Origin of the sequence: Dyadobacter sp. LHD-138 (genome assembly GCF_030929615.1) — a bacterium.
Taxonomy (GTDB): Bacteria; Bacteroidota; Bacteroidia; order Cytophagales; family Spirosomataceae; genus Dyadobacter.
In genome coordinates, this window is sequence record NZ_JAVFVU010000031.1 from 112,101 (window position 1) to 130,560 (window position 18,460).

Annotated in this window: 13 protein-coding genes and 1 pseudogene; 6 read left to right on the forward strand and 8 right to left on the reverse strand. The window is 43.1% G+C overall.

The window, feature by feature from the left end:
* Window positions 1-376 precede the first annotated feature (376 nt).
* The 5 genes from serS to glyA form a co-directional block, all read right to left on the reverse strand.
* Entirely contained in the window at window positions 377-1,669 is a 1,293-nt protein-coding gene (gene serS, locus RB622_RS21845) for a serine--tRNA ligase (RefSeq protein ID WP_308048802.1), read from the reverse strand.
* 78 nt (window positions 1,670-1,747) lie between these two features.
* The gene (locus tag RB622_RS21850; protein WP_308048803.1) at window positions 1,748-3,106 is read right to left on the reverse strand and encodes an aspartate kinase; all 1,359 of its coding nucleotides are present in this window, start codon (window positions 3,104-3,106) and stop codon (window positions 1,748-1,750) included.
* A 158-nt stretch (window positions 3,107-3,264) separates the two neighbouring features.
* Window positions 3,265-3,762 carry a 6,7-dimethyl-8-ribityllumazine synthase gene (gene ribH, locus RB622_RS21855; protein ID WP_308048804.1) on the reverse strand — a complete coding sequence of 166 codons (498 nt, stop codon included), beginning with the start codon at window positions 3,760-3,762 and terminating at the stop codon, window positions 3,265-3,267.
* Between the two features lie 107 nt (window positions 3,763-3,869).
* Window positions 3,870-4,571 (reverse strand): tetratricopeptide repeat protein, encoded by a 702-nt coding sequence (locus RB622_RS21860; RefSeq protein ID WP_308048805.1) that lies wholly within the window; start codon window positions 4,569-4,571, stop codon window positions 3,870-3,872.
* A gap of 256 nt (window positions 4,572-4,827) precedes the next feature.
* A complete protein-coding gene (gene glyA, locus RB622_RS21865) occupies window positions 4,828-6,132 on the reverse strand; it encodes a serine hydroxymethyltransferase (RefSeq protein WP_308048806.1) in 1,305 nt (434 codons plus the stop codon).
* A 388-nt stretch (window positions 6,133-6,520) separates the two neighbouring features.
* Between glyA and nagB the strand changes: the two genes are divergently transcribed.
* A complete protein-coding gene (gene nagB, locus RB622_RS21870; RefSeq protein WP_308048816.1) occupies window positions 6,521-8,461 on the forward strand; it encodes a glucosamine-6-phosphate deaminase in 1,941 nt (646 codons plus the stop codon).
* Window positions 8,462-8,634: 173 nt separating this feature from the next.
* Here nagB and RB622_RS21875 read toward each other — a convergent pair whose 3' ends face one another.
* Window positions 8,635-8,799 carry a hypothetical protein gene (locus RB622_RS21875; RefSeq protein WP_308048807.1) on the reverse strand — a complete coding sequence of 55 codons (165 nt, stop codon included), beginning with the start codon at window positions 8,797-8,799 and terminating at the stop codon, window positions 8,635-8,637.
* Between the two features lie 245 nt (window positions 8,800-9,044).
* Here RB622_RS21875 and mutL point away from each other — a divergent pair, with 245 nt between their 5' ends.
* The 5 genes from mutL to opgC all read left to right on the forward strand — a co-directional run bounded on the left by mutL (window position 9,045) and on the right by opgC (window position 16,106).
* Window positions 9,045-10,934: a DNA mismatch repair endonuclease MutL gene (gene mutL / locus RB622_RS21880; protein ID WP_308048808.1), complete on the forward strand. Its 1,890-nt coding sequence runs from the start codon at window positions 9,045-9,047 to the stop codon at window positions 10,932-10,934.
* A 59-nt stretch (window positions 10,935-10,993) separates the two neighbouring features.
* Window positions 10,994-11,779 (forward strand): rhomboid family intramembrane serine protease, encoded by a 786-nt coding sequence (locus RB622_RS21885; RefSeq protein ID WP_308048809.1) that lies wholly within the window; start codon window positions 10,994-10,996, stop codon window positions 11,777-11,779.
* 9 nt (window positions 11,780-11,788) lie between these two features.
* The gene (locus RB622_RS21890; protein ID WP_308048810.1) at window positions 11,789-12,706 is read left to right on the forward strand and encodes a rhomboid family intramembrane serine protease; all 918 of its coding nucleotides are present in this window, start codon (window positions 11,789-11,791) and stop codon (window positions 12,704-12,706) included.
* An 89-nt stretch (window positions 12,707-12,795) separates the two neighbouring features.
* Window positions 12,796-14,730 carry a 1-deoxy-D-xylulose-5-phosphate synthase gene (gene dxs / locus RB622_RS21895; RefSeq protein WP_308048812.1) on the forward strand — a complete coding sequence of 645 codons (1,935 nt, stop codon included), beginning with the start codon at window positions 12,796-12,798 and terminating at the stop codon, window positions 14,728-14,730.
* A 260-nt stretch (window positions 14,731-14,990) separates the two neighbouring features.
* Window positions 14,991-16,106, forward strand: a complete 1,116-nt coding sequence (gene opgC, locus RB622_RS21900) for an OpgC domain-containing protein (RefSeq protein WP_308048813.1) — start codon at window positions 14,991-14,993, stop codon at window positions 16,104-16,106.
* Window positions 16,107-16,876: 770 nt separating this feature from the next.
* Here the strand turns inward: opgC and RB622_RS21905 are convergent.
* Window positions 16,877-17,796: pseudogene (locus RB622_RS21905) on the reverse strand (transposase).
* A gap of 58 nt (window positions 17,797-17,854) precedes the next feature.
* Window positions 17,855-18,214: a transposase gene (locus RB622_RS21910; protein WP_308048814.1), complete on the reverse strand. Its 360-nt coding sequence runs from the start codon at window positions 18,212-18,214 to the stop codon at window positions 17,855-17,857.
* Between the last annotated feature and the right edge of the window lie 246 nt (window positions 18,215-18,460).

Here is an 18,460-nt window from a genome sequence, read left to right on the forward strand (position 1 = left end):
TGTAGATAATCCCGAAGGGATGGCATTATTATAGCAAATACGGAAACAGCCAGGCCATAACCCCAAAAAGGGTGACATAACCATTTCAAAATTATTCCGTAGCTAATCACAACCAATCGGCCACCCCCACGGGGTTTGACGGAACGGCCTGACATTTACGTTCTACAATAATACCATCCCTCCGGGATTTTTTCGGGTTAATGGATTTTTTGTAGCCGTGTCAGTAAGCGGTGCACCCCAGGCTATCAAATTAAGGCAAGGGTAAAAATTTCATTTTTTTAGACAATGTAAAAAATAGAAGACCAGTGTTTTTTAACAGAAAAAGCCTCCACAAATTTATGTGAAGGCTTTTCCTAAATTTATTTTCAACAATATTTTACTCGATCGTATCAAAACCACAATAAGGTACCAAAACAGCCGGCACACGGATTGTTCCGTCCGCTTGCTGATTGTTTTCCAGCAATGATGCCAAAATACGTGGCAACGCCAAAGCAGAGCCATTAAGCGTATGCAATAGCTGTGTCTTTTTATCGGCAGTTTTATAACGCAGTTTCAAGCGGTTTGCCTGGTACGTTTCGAAATTGGAAACAGAGCTGCATTCCAACCATCTTTCCTGTCCTGCAGACCAAACTTCGAAGTCAAACGTCAGCGCCGAAGTAAACCCCATATCGCCTCCGCACAAGCGCAGGATACGGAAAGGCAATTCCAGTTTTTCCAGCAAGCCTTTCACGTGGTCGGACATCGCTTCCAAAGCCTGATAAGAATCTTCCGGCTTACAAATCTGCACGATTTCCACCTTATCAAACTGATGCAAACGGTTCAAACCACGAACATGCGCTCCCCAGCTTCCAGCCTCACGACGGAAACAGGGTGTGTAAGCTACATTTTTAATCGGCAGATCATTTTCCTGCACAATCACATCACGGTACTGGTTTGTAACCGGAACCTCAGCCGTCGGGATCAAATATAAATCATCAGCGGCATCATGATACATCTGGCCTTCTTTATCCGGCAATTGTCCCGTACCAAAACCGGAATCCGCGTTGATCAGGATCGGCACCTGGACTTCGGTATACCCCGCTTTGCCCGCTTCATCCAAAAAGAAAGCGATCATGGCACGCTGTAAACGGGCCGCTTTTCCTTTGTAAACCGGGAAGCCAGCAGCGGTAATTTTATTGCCTAGTTCAAAATCAATGATCGGAGCCTGTTTTCCGCCCAGCTTTTTGATCAGTTCCCAGTGCGGCTGAGCACCTTCCGGAAGCACTGGTTTTGCACCTTGTTCCAGCTCATTTATGTTATCCTCGGCAGTACGACCTTCCGGAACACTTTCATGAGGAAGGTTAGGAAGTTTTACCAATTCACTTTGCAGCTCCTCCTCAATTGATTTATGTTGCTCGTCAAGTTCTTTGGATCTTTCTTTCAAAACAGCCGTCTCACCTTTCGCGGTTTCCGCTTCGGCTTTTTTCCCCTCCTTCATCAAACCACCGATTTCCTTCGCTTTTGCGTTGGATTGTGTTAATACAGCATCAAGCTCCTGCTGTGTCTCGCGTCGCAGCCGATCCAGTTCTATAATCCGGTCAACAGCTGCTTCCGGGTCCTTGTAATGTTTTTTTATTAACCCGGCGATCGTGAGTTCCCTGTTATCGCGGATAAAGGTTGTTTGTAACATATTGGCTGTTAGCTTTTAGCGATTGGCTATTAGCTAAACGCCAACAGCTAATCGCTGAGTAAGTTAGTCTCGGTTAAATCAGGGAGCCGTAAAAATTCCCTTCATCGCATCTTCATAATAAAAAAGACGCTCGTTAAGCACATTTAATGCCTCAGCTTTGTATTTCGAATGAATTAACAAGGAAAGGTTATGCTCCGAAGCTCCGTACGAAATCATTCGTATAGGAATATTTTTCATGGCATCAAGCACTTTCAAAGCAATTCCTTCTTTATCTGCGCTGAAATTTCCAACGATACAAATGATATTCTGATCGCTGTCATTCTCTTCCAGATCTGCGAATTCACGCAGTTCAGCCGTGATTGCTTCCAGGTGCTCCGAGTTATCAATCGTAACCGATACCGATACTTCCGAAGTCGTGATCATATCGACTGGCGTTTTGTATTTTTCAAAAATTTCGAAAACACGACGCAGGAAGCCATATGCATTCAGCATACGGGTCGAATGAATATAGATCGCTGTAATATTATCTTTTGCAGCGATTGCTTTTATTTCTCTGTCAGAAGACTGGTTAGCGATCAGCGTTCCCGGCGCTTCCGGCTGCATCGTGTTTTTCAAACGTACCGGCACACCACGAAGTTTAGCGGGTGTGATTGTACTTGGATGAAGAATTTTTGCTCCGAAATAAGCCAGTTCTGCGGCTTCTTCAAAAGTCAGCTCACGGATCGGGAAAGTGCGTTTTACGATACGGGGATCGTTGTTATGCATGCCGTCGATATCCGTCCAGATCTGGATTTCCTCGGCACGGATAGCACCACCAATCAGCGAGGCTGTATAATCCGATCCGCCGCGTTTCAGGTTATCCACTTCTTCACGCGGGTTTCTGCAAATAAAACCTTGTGTAACGATGGTTTGCTTGTCGGTATGCTGTGCAAGAATAGCAGTCAGTTTTTCCTCGATCGTCGCTAGTTCCGGCTCGTTGTCCGCATCAATGCGCATAAATTCCAGTGCCGGAAGCAAAACGGAGTTATCGCCTTTTTCTTCCAGATATCCCTGGAAAAGCTGCGTGCTCAGCAATTCTCCTTCGGCAACAATTTCTTTTTCCTGTTTCGCCGAAAAAGGTTTGATGCTTACCAGAGAACGGATAAATCCAAATTCATTATCAATAATTTCCTGGCCTTTGGCAAGACCAGCTTCCGTTGCATAAAGTTCTTTGATAAAAGCATCATAATGTGCCTTCAAATCATCGATCTGCTTTGCTGCCGAGGCATCTTCGTTGGCCTTGGCAGCCTCTCCTATCGCAATAAGCGCATTGGTTGAGCCCGACAAAGCGGATAAAACTACAATTTTACGACTTGGATCCGTAAGAAGAAGCTCACGAATTGAATGCATACGTTCCGGTTTTCCTACCGAGGTGCCGCCAAATTTCCAGACTTGCATAAAATATTAATGATTGAATTTTGATTACTAATTTAAGTTGTCAAGGGTTGTCATTTTTGGTCAGAAAATTGTCAGGGGTTGTCAGGGATCGCAAAACGAATCATAACCATTTCCTGCCTACCCTTGACCATAAATGACAATTTCCTGACCACACTTGACTACTTCCCAGCCACCTGCTCTTTCAGCCCCACCATCTTAATGGCTGTCATGGCTGCTTCGTCGCCTTTGTTACCATGCACGCCGCCCGAACGTTCGATGGCCTGCTCCATGTTATTGGGAGTCAATACGCCGAAAATAACGGGTTTGTTATTTTTGATATTGATATTGGTGATTCCCTGCGCTACGGCGTGGTTGATATAATCATTGTGTTTTGTATCACCCTGAATCACGACACCCAATGCAATAACGGCATCGATATCTTTACGCTGTGCGAACCAGTGTGCACCTAACGTCAGTTCGAAGCTACCCGGAACATTTCCGCGCTCGATATTTTGCGCTGTCGCGCCGTACTCGATCAGTGTTTTGTAGGCACCGTCATAAAGTGCTTCTGTGATCTCACTATTCCATTCAGCTACCACAATAGCAAATTTTTTATTGCTGATATCAGGAAGGCCTTCGGTATTGAATACGCTTAAATTTTTATCTGCACTTGACATATAAACTACTTGTTATGAATAGATTATGAAGTAAAATATTTAAAAACAAAAAAAGGATAAAACCGTTGTCGGCTTTATCCTTTTCTGGAACAATAATGGATTACCATTTATTTGCCGACTTGTCCCTCTAACAATCCCATGTACTTCTTAGCGTTCACAACTTCCGATGAAAGTGGGAACTCTTCGATAACACGTTTATAAGAAGCAACCGCATCAGCAGCCTGATTTGCCTTTTCCTGAGCAAGTGCAAGCTTCATTAAATATACTGGCGTAAAAAATTCGTTTTTGTTAGCATCAGCCGCCTTCTTGTAATATGAGATAGCCTCAGCTCCCTGGTTTTTTTCAAGATACGCATCACCGATCAATGACTGAGCACGTGCATTTACCAACAGGTCCGAAGAACTGAAAGATTCCAAATGGCTGATCGCCTCATCATATTTTCCTTGCTTAAGCAAAGCCACACCTGCATAAAAGTTTGCAAGATTCGCTGCATCTGTACCTTTATAACCGTCAGCAATCGCCAACAGTCCTTCATTACCTCCGCTTCCGTTCAATGCTTTCTGCAAAGAATCCGCTTCGAAGTCATAAACTACTGAAGAAAGTGCGTTTTGCGCTGTGCCTTCCTGTCCATCTATATAAAAACGATATCCCGCAAACGCTACTACTGCCACAAGGATTGCTCCTCCGATACCTGCCAGTACTTTGCGATTTTTAAGGAAAAAAACCTCAGCCTTATTGATTTGGCCTGCTAACGCTTCCGGAGTTTCAATAATTTCAAGCCCGGACTCGTCCGTAATTTTCTTGCTCATATCAATTGATTCGTATTTTGGAGTGCAAAGTTATGAAAACTTATTTAAGTCAAAACACTTCTCGCACAATTCTTTACAGTCCGGTGAAATTGATCTTCTTCTTTATATTAACTTTTTGCTTGAATTTTTATTATTTCAACACAATTTTTCCTGGAAAAATAAGTTTAAAAAGCTTTTTCAAACAAAATAAAAACTGCGTAACGAATACATTTTCAGTAACATTACGCAGTTTCACATCGTTATATTGGGCTAGTGATTAGCTATACAATGGATATTGTGTCATCCAGTTATTGATCTCCTGTTTCACAGCAGCAATTTTTGCATCCTGATCATGGTTAACCAAAACTGTGTCGATTAAATCAACGATACGTTCCATATCTGTCTCAAGCAATCCACGTGAAGTCATCGCAGCCGATCCCACGCGCATACCCGACGTTATCATCGGAGATTTGTCGTCGAAAGGCACCATGTTTTTGTTGATGGTGATATCAGCTTTGATCAACGTATTTTCAGCCAGTTTTCCGGTAAGACCAGAAGCTACACCATTTTTAGTTCGTAAATCAATCAGCATCAAGTGATTGTCTGTCCCTCCTGAAATGATCTGATATCCTTTTTCAACAAATGCCTTGGCCATTGCCTGCGCATTTTTAGCAACCTGCACGGCGTAGTTGTAATAACCTTCGCTCAGTGCTTCACCAAAAGCAACCGCTTTTGCAGCAATAATATGCTCAAGCGGCCCTCCTTGTGTTCCAGGAAATACACCTGAATCCAGCAAAGATGACATTGTACGGATTTGCCCTTTTTGTGTTTTGATACCAAAAGGGTTTTCAAAATCATCACGCATCATAATCACACCGCCACGAGGTCCGCGCAATGTTTTATGTGTTGTTGTCGTAACGATATGGCAATGTCCCATCGGGTCATTCAGCAAACCTTTTGCGATCAATGCAGCAGGGTGAGAAATATCAGCCAAAAGAATGGCACCGATCTGGTCGGCAATGTTACGGAGTCTTTCGTAGTCCCAGTCACGGCTGTAAGCAGATGCACCACAGATCAACAACTTCGGACGCTCTTTCAAAGCCGTTTCCTCCACTTTATCCCAGTTGATAAGACCTGTTTCGGCTTCAACACCGTAAAATACAGGCTGGAAATATTTACCGGAGATATTGACAGGAGATCCGTGAGAAAGGTGCCCACCGTGTGCAAGGTTGAAACCCATAATTTTATCACCAGGGTTCAGACAAGCCACAAAAACGGCCATATTTGCCTGAGCACCGGAGTGAGGCTGCACGTTTGCCCATGTTGCACCGAATAATTCTTTCAGACGGTCAATCGCAATTTGCTCAATTTCATCGACTACTTCACAGCCACCGTAGTAACGCTTTCCCGGAAGACCTTCTGCATACTTATTGGTAAGTACACTTCCTGAGGCTTCCATCACTTGCTTGGATGTAAAATTTTCGGAAGCAATCAGCTCAATACCTGATTCTTGACGATGTTTCTCTTTATTGATAAGGTCAAAAACTTGGGTATCACGTACGACGCTTGTGAGTGTAGACATGGTATTTCTCTTGAAATGATGTGATGTTTTTTTAACAGAATACAAAAATACAATAGATTATTTGGTAATGAAATTTTCACGCACACTTTATCTCTATTTCGTCGTTGAGTGGTTGCGTGTACGAGCACCCTTTAATAATTAACATAAAGTTATTTTTTAAATTTTTTTAATAATATTCACTTTGTATTGTAATTTTGCTCCCGAAAAATTTATCCTAACTTTAACCTGGTCTATTCGGTATCGCGTTATTTATGATTAAATTTATTGAAGTTTTAACGCAATTTTTACGACCGGCTATTCCGAATTTCATTCTTACTAAACTCTTGATCAAAGATCACATTTAATCAAACACATGGACCAACAATCTCTTAATCCGGAAACAATTTTAATGCAGGCGGCGGACAACGCTATTGCCTCAGGCGGAAGTGTAGGACAACCGATCACGTACGAAAAGATTCCGACCCAGATTTTCGCTGATTCCAAGGATGCCTCAAGTGCAGTGGCTAAGGAAATTGCAGACCTTATTCGCCAGAAACAAAAAGAAGGCAAGCCTTGCGTTTTAGGATTGGCAACCGGTTCTTCCCCAAAGACGGTTTACGCCAAGCTGGTTAAAATGCACAAGGAAGAAGGCCTGAGCTTTAAAAATGTAATTTCATTCAACCTGGATGAATATTATCAGATGGAGCCAGATTCTATCCATAGCTACCACCGGTTCATGAAGGAACAGCTGTTTGATCATGTGGATATATTGAAGGAAAATTATTTCCTGCCTGATGGAACCGTACCGGCCGCGCTTGTTCGCGATTATTGCACTTCTTATGAGAATAAAATAAACGCAGTTGGCGGACTTGATTTTCAGCTTTTAGGGATTGGTGGAAATGGCCACATCGGTTTTAACGAACCAGGTGCTTTGATCAACGCACGCACCAGGCTGATCACCCTTGACCACTCTACACGTGCTGCGGCTGCCATGGAGTTTGGCGGATTGCATAAAGTACCTCGTAAAGCGATCACATTGGGTGTTGCGCCTATCCTGAGCGCACGCCGTATTGTATTGCTTGCCTGGGGTGAGCGCAAAGCGTCGGTTATTAAAAGTGCGGTGGAAGGACCCGTTACAGAACGTAACCCGGCTTCTTACCTGCAGGCCCACCCGGACGTATCTTTTATCCTGGATGAAAGTGCAGCTTCTGAATTAACACGTGTTAAAACACCATGGGCTGTTGATTCGGTTGTTTGGGATAATAAAATGATCAAAAAGGCCGTGACGCATTTGTCGCAAAGCCTTAACAAGCCAATCCTGAAACTTACAGACAAGGATTATAACGACAATGGTATGAGTGATTTGCTTGCACAATATGGTGCCTGCTATGAAATCAATATCAATGTTTTCAACCAGTTACAGCATACAATCACGGGATGGCCGGGTGGTAAGCCAAACGCGGATGACACCAATCGTCCCGAACGTGCACAGCCTGCCAAAAAACGCGTACTTATTTTCAGCCCGCACCCGGATGATGATATCATCTCCATGGGTGGTACTTTCCAGCGTTTGGTTGATCAGGGACATGAGGTACACGTGGCCTACCAGACTTCCGGAAACATTGCCGTTGCCGATGACGAAGCGCTTCGTTTTATCGATTTCGTGGTTGACTTTAATAAGGAGTTTGGCATCAACAGCCCTGAAGCAACCAAATTATTTACGGATGCAAAAGACTTTTTAAGACATACAAAGGACAGCGAAATCGATACGCCGGAAATACGTCACGTAAAAGGTTTATTGCGCCGTGGTGAAGCCAAAGCGACCTGTCGTTTTGTTGGCATCCCAACTGCGAACGCGCACTTCCTGAACATGCCTTTCTATGAAACCGGTACGGTTCAGAAAAACCCGATCGGAGAAGAAGATATCCGCATCATCGAAAATCTGATTGAAGAAATCAAACCGCATCAAATTTACGCAGCCGGTGACTTTGCCGATCCGCACGGAACGCACAAGGTTTGCTGGGATGCCATCGAAGCGGCCCTTGAACGTTCGAAACACAAGAATTTCATGAAGGACTGCTGGGTATGGTTGTACCGTGGCGCATGGGCTGAGTGGGATATCTATGAAATTGAAATGGCCGTACCAATGAGCCCGGATCAGGTTTTGCGAAAACGTCAGGGAATTTTCAAACACCAGTCTCAAAAAGACGGTGTGGTATTCCAGGGTGATGACTCCCGTGAATTCTGGCAGCGTGCCGAAGAACGGAACAGCGGAACGGCTCAGTTGTACGATAACCTCGGTCTTGCCGAGTACGAAGCGATGGAGGCTTTTGTCCGTTGGAAATTCTAAAATGAACGATTGATATAAAATGAAAAGAGCTGTAAAAAATTTTACAGCTCTTTTCATTTTTGTTAGTTTGGGATTTACCCTAAAGATATATTTTAACAATAGTAGTGCGCAATGATTTTCATACCGGACTTGTTAGCATGAAAGACGGATCGATCGTGAAAGCGTAATCAGGATTACAGTTCCATATCAATCCACATGCGTTGAGCCATTTTCTCAACCATGTTCACAACTCCCTGTACTGCCCCGAAAATAACACATAGCGGCAGTATTACCGGTAAAAAGATGAGCCATTGAAGGGCCATCGCGAAATTGAACTTTTTTAAAATGGGTGCTTTCATAAGATCGGGGGTTATTCAAAGGACCACAAAACTGACTGACAAATGAACTGTAATTTACTTGTTACCAATGTAAATATAGAATAAAACGTTTATTTGATATTAAAAATTTCAATAAATAATGTAATTATTTCTATGCTATTTCATTCGAAGGATTTTCCAGCCCGGACCTACCTATCAAAATACCGGCTGGTGTAGAAAAAAATTTGTTAATTTGTTATAGTAAAGCAAACCTACATCATTAAAATATGGCGTCTTCCGACATCATTCAATTATTACCCGATTCCATAGCCAATCAGATCGCCGCCGGAGAAGTGGTTCAGCGTCCTGCATCGGTTGTGAAAGAACTTCTGGAAAATGCCATAGATGCAAAAGCTGGTAATATTCAGGTTATTTTGCGGGAAGCCGGCAGAACATTGATACAAATTATTGATGACGGAACCGGTATGTCTGAGACCGATGCAAGGATGTCTTTTGAACGGCACGCTACTTCAAAAATCCGCCAGTCAGAAGATCTCTTCCGTATCCGTACCATGGGTTTCCGCGGTGAAGCGCTTGCATCCATTGCGGCGATTGCCCAGGTTGAGCTGCGTACCCGTCAGGCTGACAGCGAACTTGGCACATTGATCCGGATTGAAGGTTCGGAAATAAAAACACAGGAAGCGGTGGCCTGTATTCCAGGCACAAGTTTTTCAGTCAAGAACCTTTTTTATAACGTTCCGGCACGACGTAATTTTCTTAAATCAAATTCCGTTGAAATGCGTCATATTCTGGACGAATTTCAAAGAATCGCCCTGGCACACCCGGAAGTTGGATTTACACTGCATCACAACGATACCGAAGTCTTTAATTTACATCCGGGAAAACTGGTCCGCCGGATCATTGATATATACGGCCGCGCTTATCGCGAACAGCTGGCCTTTTGCCAGGAAGATACTTCCTACATCAGCGTACGTGGTTATATAGGAAAACCTGAATTTGCCAGAAAAACCAGAGGGGAGCAGTTTTTCTTCGTGAACGACCGCTACATCAAGCATAATTACATGCACCATGCGGTGACCAGTGCTTTTGACGGCACGATACCCGATGGCAGCCATCCTTTTTACGTTTTGTTTATCGAGATCGATCCCTCGCATATCGATATCAACATCCATCCGACAAAAACGGAGATAAAATTTGATGACGAGCGCTCGGTCTATGCCATCATTATGGCGGCCGTTAAGAAGGCCGTCGGGGTATATAATCTGTCACAGTCTATTGATTTTGAGGATAATATAAATTTCCTCAACCCCTCGCCTTCCGATCCGAATAACGATAGCGTACCACGTACGGTAATGCCTGACTGGGCCGCTCAGTCGCGGCATGCTGAAAACGGTCCGTCAAAAACAAACCTGACTAACTGGAACAAGTTATTTGAAGGTTTACAAAATACCGATGACAGAAGCCGGGAACTGGCCGCTTTTGAAATGAATTCGACAACGGTTTCCCGTCCGACCTCTTATCAGGAGCAGCCGATGACGATCGCGAGTAAAGTAAACCGCATGGCTTCCGAAGTGATCTCTGCGCCGGAAAGCGATGCTGTGCTTTTTCAATTGCATAATCGCTACATTCTTTCTCAGGTGAAGGACGGTATCATGCTGATCGACCAAAAGGCGGCCTATGAACGCATCCTTTACGAACGATACCGTAAAATGCTTACCAACCGGAACGGCGCCTGTCAGCAGCTTTTATTTCCCAAAACAATCCGTTTGACGCATTCGGATATGCAGCTGGTGAATGAGACCAAAAAAGAAATTCGCAGCCTGGGTTTTGAGTTTGATGAATTCGGATCGAACGAGCTGATCATCCGTGGAATTCCTGCCGACCTGCCAGAAGAAAGCGAGCAGGATCTTTTTGAAGAACTGATCGAGCAACTGAAACAAAGTTACTCCGATTTGAAGCTGAATAAGCCCGAAAGTCTTTCACGGTCGCTTGCGCGCCGGTTTTCCGTACGTTATGCGGTGAAGCTTTCGTTCCTCGAAATTCATACATTAATCGATCAGCTTTTTGCTTCAACAGACCCGAACAGGACACCAAGCGGGGAGGCAATTATTGTCTTATTAACGATGGACAAGTTAAGCAGTATCTTTAAAGGGTAAGGAAACGAAAATGAACCTTAAAGAGTTATAGATTACAAACTTTTGATTTTGAATAAACAATGTTACAAATCACGCCCACTGTTAAAAACTTACTGATACTGAATATCGTGTTTTTTATTGTTGATGCATACATTTTACCGCTGTCTTCCAGGTTTGCATTAATGCCGGTATTATCACCTTCATTTATGCCTTACCAGTTCGTAACCTATATGTTTCTGCACGGTGGCATAGGACATTTGTTTAGTAATATGTTTGGGTTGTTCATGTTTGGCCCGTTGCTGGAAAGAATGTGGGGACCAAAACGTTTTCTGTTTTTTTACTTTTTTACAGGGATTGGCGCCGGGGTACTTTTTTCCGGAATTGGCTATTATGAAAACTCGCAACTACTTAAAGCTGTGGAGGTTTATGTACAATATCCAACCCCGGACGGGCTGGTTGACTTCATGAGTCACCATGCAAAAGGTTTTTATCAGGCCAATCTAGATTTTTTTAATGGATTTGAAGAAAATCCTGCCAATACTTCGTATATTCAAAATAGTATTGGCCTGGTTAAAAGTGTGTACCAGGCCAATATCGATATACCGATGGTGGGCGCATCAGGCGCTATTTTTGGTATCTTGATGGCGTTTGGATTATTGTTTCCAAACACCGAGTTGTTCATGCTCTTTATTCCGTTTCCGATCAAGGCAAAATATTTTGTCGCGTTTTACGGTTTATATGAGTTGTATTCGGGTATACAAAATGTACAATCCGATAATGTTGCTCACTTTGCACACGTTGGAGGAATGCTATTTGCATACATATTGTTACGTTATTGGGGCACACAGAAACAAAATTTTTATTGAAAGAAGAAAATGAGCAATATTGTTGACGACATAAAGAGAGAATTTCAAAAATCGGAGAATTCGCTCGTAAAAATTATATTAATTAATACGGCCGTTTTCCTGGTGTTATTGTTGGTAAAAATAATTTTTACGCTCAGTCAGTCATCCAATATTTATGCCTGGATTGTTGACATGCTTCAGTTGCCAGCATCACCTCAGGAATTTATCCGGAAGCCCTGGACACTGATAACTTATTTTTTCACACACGAGGATATTTTCCATATTCTCTTCAACATGCTGTTTTTCTACTGGTTTGGCCGGTTGATAGACGAATATCTGGGAGCAAAACGGGTGGTTGCCTTGTATTTTTTGGGCGGGATCACAGGCGGGTTGATCTACATGCTGATCTATAACCTGTTGCCTTTTTTCCAGTCACAGGTGGAAAGTTCTACGATGCTGGGTGCATCTGCTGCTGCGTTTTCCGTGGCTGTCGGCGCATCTACCTTACTTCCGAATTATACCTTTAACCTGATTTTTTTAGGACCGATACGGATCAAATTCATCGCACTTTTTTACATCATTTTATCCCTTGCGCAGACCGTTGGACCCAATGCAGGGGGTAATCTTGCCCATTTGGGTGGCGCGCTGGTTGGGTATATTTTTATCAAACTGTTGCAAAACGGTACCGACTTGGGTAAACCCATCTACGCCATTATGAACGGCTGGTCGGGACTTTTCCGCAGACGTCCTTCGATGCAGGTAACTTATCGCGAAAAACAGGTTTACAGAAGTACCAGTGTATATTCTTCGTCTACTTCTTCGTCAACAATAGAAATGCCTGACCAGCATGAAATTGACACGATTCTGGATAAGATCTCCAAGTCGGGCTACGAAAGCCTGACAAAAGAGGAGAAGCAAAAATTGTTTAAGGCCAGTCAGCAAAAATAAAAAGTCGTAGTCATCATCTATTTGTTTAATTTTGTGCGTCTTTTTAGAGAAGGCCGATTACCAAAATCTGATTTTCAATAGCTTTCTATATGCTTATAACACCAGGAAAACTACTTGCTAAGATTGATTCTCCCGAGGATTTAAGAAAGCTGGACCGTACGCAACTTCCTCAGGTTTGTAACGAACTACGCCAGTTTATAATAGATAATGTTTCTGTTTACGGAGGTCATTTTGGTGCCAGTCTGGGTGTTGTAGAACTATCGGTTGCCCTTCATTATGTATTCAATACCCCCGACGACCAACTGGTTTGGGACGTTGGGCATCAGGCTTATGGCCATAAAATATTAACCGGACGACGGGACAATTTCCACTCCAACCGCACCTACGGAGGACTTTCGGGTTTTCCAAAGCGTAAAGAAAGTGTTTATGATGCCTTTGGTGTAGGACACTCTTCTACGTCCATTTCATCGGCACTTGGCATGGCTGTGGCGTCCGCGCTTCAGAACCACCACGACAGACAGCATATCGCGATCATCGGTGATGGTGCCATGACTGCCGGGATGGCTTTTGAAGGGATGAACCACGCCGGTGCAACAGATTCCAATCTGCTGATCATCCTGAATGATAACTGCATGGCGATTGACCCCAATGTAGGCGCGCTGAAAGAATATCTGACGGATATCACCACTTCGCAGACTTATAACAAGTTCAGAGACGAAGTTTGGAATATGCTCGGCAAGATGAGCAATTTTGGAAAAAGTGCACAGGAGGTCGTTTCCAAGGTAGAAACAGTCATGAAAACTGCGATACTTCGCCAAAGCAATCTTTTTGAATCGCTTGGCTTACGCTATTTTGGCCCGATTGACGGAAATGACATCGGACATTTGACGGAAGTACTAAAAGATCTTAAAAGCATTCCCGGACCGAAACTTTTGCATTGTTTGACTGTCAAAGGAAAAGGATATGGCCCTGCCGAAAAGGATCAGACCAAATGGCACGCGCCCGGTGTTTTTGACAAAATCACAGGAGAAATCAAGAAAAAGGTTTACGATACACCACAACCTCCTAAATACCAGGATGTTTTTGGCCATACACTGGTTGAACTGGCGGAGAAAAATCCAAAAATCGTGGGTGTTACGCCGGCCATGCCATCAGGATCTTCCATGAACATCATGATGAAAGCAATGCCCGACCGAGCTTTTGATGTAGGTATCGCCGAACAGCATGCGGTAACTTTTTCAGCCGGTATGGCTACACGCGGCGAGGTAGTGTTCTGCAATATTTACTCAACATTTATGCAGCGCGGTTATGATCAGGTTGTTCATGACGTGTGTATGCAGGAACTTCCGGTAATATTCTGCCTGGACAGGGCCGGTTTAGTAGGCGCTGACGGCCCAACGCATCATGGTGCTTATGATATAGCATTTATGCGTTGTGTACCGAATATGATTATTTCTTCGCCGATGAATGAGCAGGAGCTCCGTAATCTGATGTACACCGCCCAGCTGGACTCCGTTCAGAAGGGAACACAGGCCTTTACGATACGCTATCCACGCGGAAACGGTGTGATGCCGCAATGGCAAACGCCGTTGGAAGAAATTAAAATTGGTAAAGGCAGGAAAATAAAAGACGGTTCTGATATTGCTATCCTGACGCTGGGACCGGTCGGAAATTATGTCGTGGATGCTTATGAAATTCTCGGTAAAGACGGGATTGACGTAGCGCATTATGATATGCGTTTTGTTAAACCACTTGACGAAGCCATGCTTCACGAAATTTTCAGAAAATTTGACAGGGTCATCACGATTGAAGATGGTTGCCTTCAAGGCGGCTTCGGAAGCGCTGTGCTTGAATTTATGATTGATCAGGGATACAATTCGCGTGTCAAACGCTTAGGTATACCGGATGCACTGGTTGAACACGGTGAGCCTTCTGAATTGCACCATGAATGCGGCTTCGATACCGAAGGTATAATCGACGCGATACGCGCTTTAATGCATACCTCTGCTGAGCTAATTATTTGATTTTATTTTAAAAAATATTGTGGCCTCGATTACCGGATTGGTAATCGAGGTTTTTTTATGCGAAAAAAATCAACAAAAAAATATTTCATTAACTGTTTGAAATCCAGTTAATAAAATATTTCAGCATACCATCTCTAGCCGATTTGCGTCATCAACAACGGATCCTGCGTACGCATTTATTAATAAAACTCCGTATTTTTAATAAGTGACTACTTGGACACAATAAAAATTAGGAGTATTTGCCTCCTAAAATACCCTCTATGATTAAGCGTAACAACTCCCTGGATGTACTCCGTGGTATCCTATTAATAATAATAACTGTAAATCATATCGGTGGCCCTTTAAGCAGATTCACTTTCCAACCCATGGGTTTCGTATCCGCCGCCGAGGGTTTTATATTTCTATCCAGATATGTACTGGGACTCGTTTTTGGAAAGCGCCTGCTTGAAGGTAGGGAAATGGAGCTTGCGACCATCTTAAAAAGGTCTCTAAAAATTTACGGATATCACGTAATCACACTTTTGATTTTATTGATCCCGTTTTGTTTTGACCATCTCTTTCTCGGCAAATGGCAATCACCCGAACTAATACCACTTATTGAAAACCCTCGTATCGCATCAACCGCTTATTTCTTACTGTTGTTTCAACCGGAGCACCTCGATATACTGCCTATGTATATTTTGTTTATTCCCATAGGTATAATAGCGCTCAAAGCGTTCTCGCGAGGAAAAAAAATATTGGTATTGGGATTAAGTCTATTGTTATGGATATTCGGCCAGTTTGAACTATCCTCGATTACAGGCTTGGGACAAATAAGACTCGGTTTTTTCAACCTGTTTGGTTGGCAGATACTGTTCATTACGGGTTGTTTCCTTGGCTACTCACGTACTTTAGGAATAAAAATAATCCCCAAAACAAAAGTTATACTCGCTTGCACGCTGATCTTACTGTTTTGCTTTGCTATCGTCAGGTATGGGACGGGACTAGAAGGTTGGTTAATTAATTCCGTTAGAAGTTTTTCAGAAAAATCTAACCTGCAAATTTTCCGGTTGATAAATTTCTTCGTTCTCGCTTACATCATTGGCTTCATCATTGATTCAGGACATTTCCCCAAGTCAAAACCATTGGCATTTATCGGAAGACATTCTCTGCAGGTTTTCGCATTTCAGATCGTACTTGTTTACTGTTATACACCTGTGAGAGAGGAAATTCATTCGATGGGATTTTATCCTAAACTAGCCGGACAATTGCTATGTGCATTACTACTCTTCGTTCCCGCTTTAATGCATAAATACTACATCAATACATTTCGGCCTGTAAAATCATATTCTTCAACAAAAAATATAACATTGGCTGAACAAGAAATCCTAAAATAGGGATTAGCTAAATTAAACCTTAGCCACACTTTATTATTGATAATCAATACCTGCTTAGCCGCAAGTGGAAATGACACAACAGATACTAAAATGCCGTCTTTAATATGACATGGTAACGCTGTATCAATGCGGTTAATCTTTTCAACCTATGTCTTTAAAACCGCATGTTTCTCATATCCATAAAAAGGACTTCGCAGATGACAATTTAGGTCTCATTTTATCGACATATCAGACACGGAGAGGCATTTTCTCATGGAAGGCTAGCTTTACCCATCCTTATCAAATAAGAACTGCTAAAACCAAAATATTCTGTCGCTTCCAGAACTTTCCTTTCGAATTATCAATGAACCTACCCTTATCTGGTTTCTACAGATAAGCAAGTAGGAACGAATAACGATTCACAACCACACCTCTTTAACCGAAAAGCATCCCATCTCTCTTGAAGATGAGATGCTTTTCTCATAGTATTTTAGCGGAACCAGATGTTCCCGTAACACCAGGTCGCGCGGTATCGTTGGTGGTTCTGGGCTAGGCTTCGTACAGCCTGGGAAAAGGTAAATAACGCAAAAAGCCACCCTTATTCAGAGTGGCTTTTGCATTGTAATGGTATTGTGGCGACTAGACTAGGCGTCCCCCCTACTTTACCAGGTTTGGCCGCGTCGCGCAGACCCAAGTATCATCGGCGGTTCTGGCCGGGGTTGCGTACAACCTGGGCGTCCCCGGCTTAGGCAGCCCCGCTTAACGGATCAAGCTGAAATCTTGGGGGGAAGTTACGCATAAAGTTTAGTTAGCCTGAATAGAAAAAAGGGAATATCCCGAACACCTCTTGAAGATGCACGAAATGCTTTTATTTTGGTATTAAAAGATTCAGCGGAGGCATTAGTACTTCTGTTATTAAAGAAGTTTAAAATGTTTAGATAGTGCGCCTGGATAGACCTGGCAACAGTTTTAAATGAATCAAGTCCGCAATCTTCAACAGCATTGTACCAAAGCGCAAGCTTTTTAAAGGCCTGTTCTTTTAATTTACAAGTCCTGAAAATCGCTCCTAAGCTGTTGCCAGCTGGTAGGCTTGTTCAATTAATGGATAACGTTCGAAAACCAGTTTAGAGCGCTGGATTTGAGAAACCGTCCACTTATCAGAACTTTTAAATAATAGATATCGGCTTCTGACCAGTAATTGTTTTAATGTATCGCCATTAGCAAGCGTTTCTGGCTTATAGGGAAGCCCTGTTAGTTTCGCAGCTTCAATGGCTTGATTTTCTTGATCCAGCGCTTCCCAACGGTGTTTTATCCTAATCTCCTGAACAGCATCATAAGCCAATTTTTGCACATGGAACCTATCAATAACTTTTGATGCTTTGGGAAAACACTGGCTCACGACCAACCCCATGCTAGCGGCCATATCTAAGGTCACTTCGCGTACTTTGCAACGAACACGCCTGGATATTTTTTGTAAAATTTCAATAACTGATGCGGCTTCTGTACCTTTTACCATCGCTAATAATGAGCCTTTCCTGCTTTTGGCAGCTTTGTTGGTCACAATGGTATAAAGTTCGCCATTAGAAAAGCAGGTTTCATCAATACTCAAATATGGACCTATGTTTTGTGGGTATAAGAGCCATTCTGCCGCATGCTCACGCTGGCCCCAAGTCCTGTAATCACTGATGTGATCTTTGTACTGTTGCTGCAATTGTTTGCCATCCAGATGAAAATATTTGCCCAGTTGGGAGCAACTGACAGGATTGTTATCAATACATTGTTTTTAAAAAATCAGCGAACTCCTTAGTCATCCGAGTCCCCTGCTGCACTACATTCCAATCTCTACTGATGATCTTACCCGTGTCTTTGACCTCCCAGCGCCGACGCTTAATACAGAGCGTAACTTTTTGATTGCGAATGGGAAAATCCTGGATGTACACTTCTGGCAAAAAGCCCTTTGACTCTAATTTTTGATCTTTATATTCAGATGCAGGAAGATTCTTCTCTTCTAAATAGATATTAAGACCTGTAAGCCCTTCGACAATTTGGGAAAGTTCGAAATAATCGAGGATACCCTCGGGTAACAGGAAGCGGCCTAAGGCTAAATAAGATTCTTGCAATGCATTCAATATGGATTCAATGCAAAACAAATACTTTTTTTAATGCCCCCCAAGTTTTCGGACTGATCCCGCTTAACTTCTCTGTCCGGGGCGCGTAGCCCGGGCCGGGCTCGTGATCGAGTGGTAAGAGGTAAATAACGCAAAAAGCCACCCTTATTCAGAGTGGCTTTTGCATTGCAATGGTATTGTGGCGACTACCTACTTTACCAGGTTTGACCCAAGTATCATCGGCGGTTCTGGGCTTAACTTCTCTGT

Bases quoted from the DNA above. Each gene is read 5' to 3' on its own strand.
- serS (WP_308048802.1), bottom strand. From the start codon at position 1,669: ATGTTACAAACAACCTTTATCCGCGATAACAGGGAACTCACGATCGCC.
- RB622_RS21850 (WP_308048803.1), bottom strand. From the start codon at position 3,106: ATGCAAGTCTGGAAATTTGGCGGCACCTCGGTAGGAAAACCGGAACGT.
- ribH (WP_308048804.1), bottom strand. From the start codon at position 3,762: ATGTCAAGTGCAGATAAAAATTTAAGCGTATTCAATACCGAAGGCCTT.
- RB622_RS21860 (WP_308048805.1), bottom strand. From the start codon at position 4,571: ATGAGCAAGAAAATTACGGACGAGTCCGGGCTTGAAATTATTGAAACT.
- glyA (WP_308048806.1), bottom strand. From the start codon at position 6,132: ATGTCTACACTCACAAGCGTCGTACGTGATACCCAAGTTTTTGACCTT.
- nagB (WP_308048816.1), top strand. From the start codon at position 6,521: ATGCAGGCGGCGGACAACGCTATTGCCTCAGGCGGAAGTGTAGGACAA.
- RB622_RS21875 (WP_308048807.1), bottom strand. From the start codon at position 8,799: ATGAAAGCACCCATTTTAAAAAAGTTCAATTTCGCGATGGCCCTTCAA.
- mutL (WP_308048808.1), top strand. From the start codon at position 9,045: ATGGCGTCTTCCGACATCATTCAATTATTACCCGATTCCATAGCCAAT.
- RB622_RS21885 (WP_308048809.1), top strand. From the start codon at position 10,994: ATGTTACAAATCACGCCCACTGTTAAAAACTTACTGATACTGAATATC.
- RB622_RS21890 (WP_308048810.1), top strand. From the start codon at position 11,789: ATGAGCAATATTGTTGACGACATAAAGAGAGAATTTCAAAAATCGGAG.
- dxs (WP_308048812.1), top strand. From the start codon at position 12,796: ATGCTTATAACACCAGGAAAACTACTTGCTAAGATTGATTCTCCCGAG.
- opgC (WP_308048813.1), top strand. From the start codon at position 14,991: ATGATTAAGCGTAACAACTCCCTGGATGTACTCCGTGGTATCCTATTA.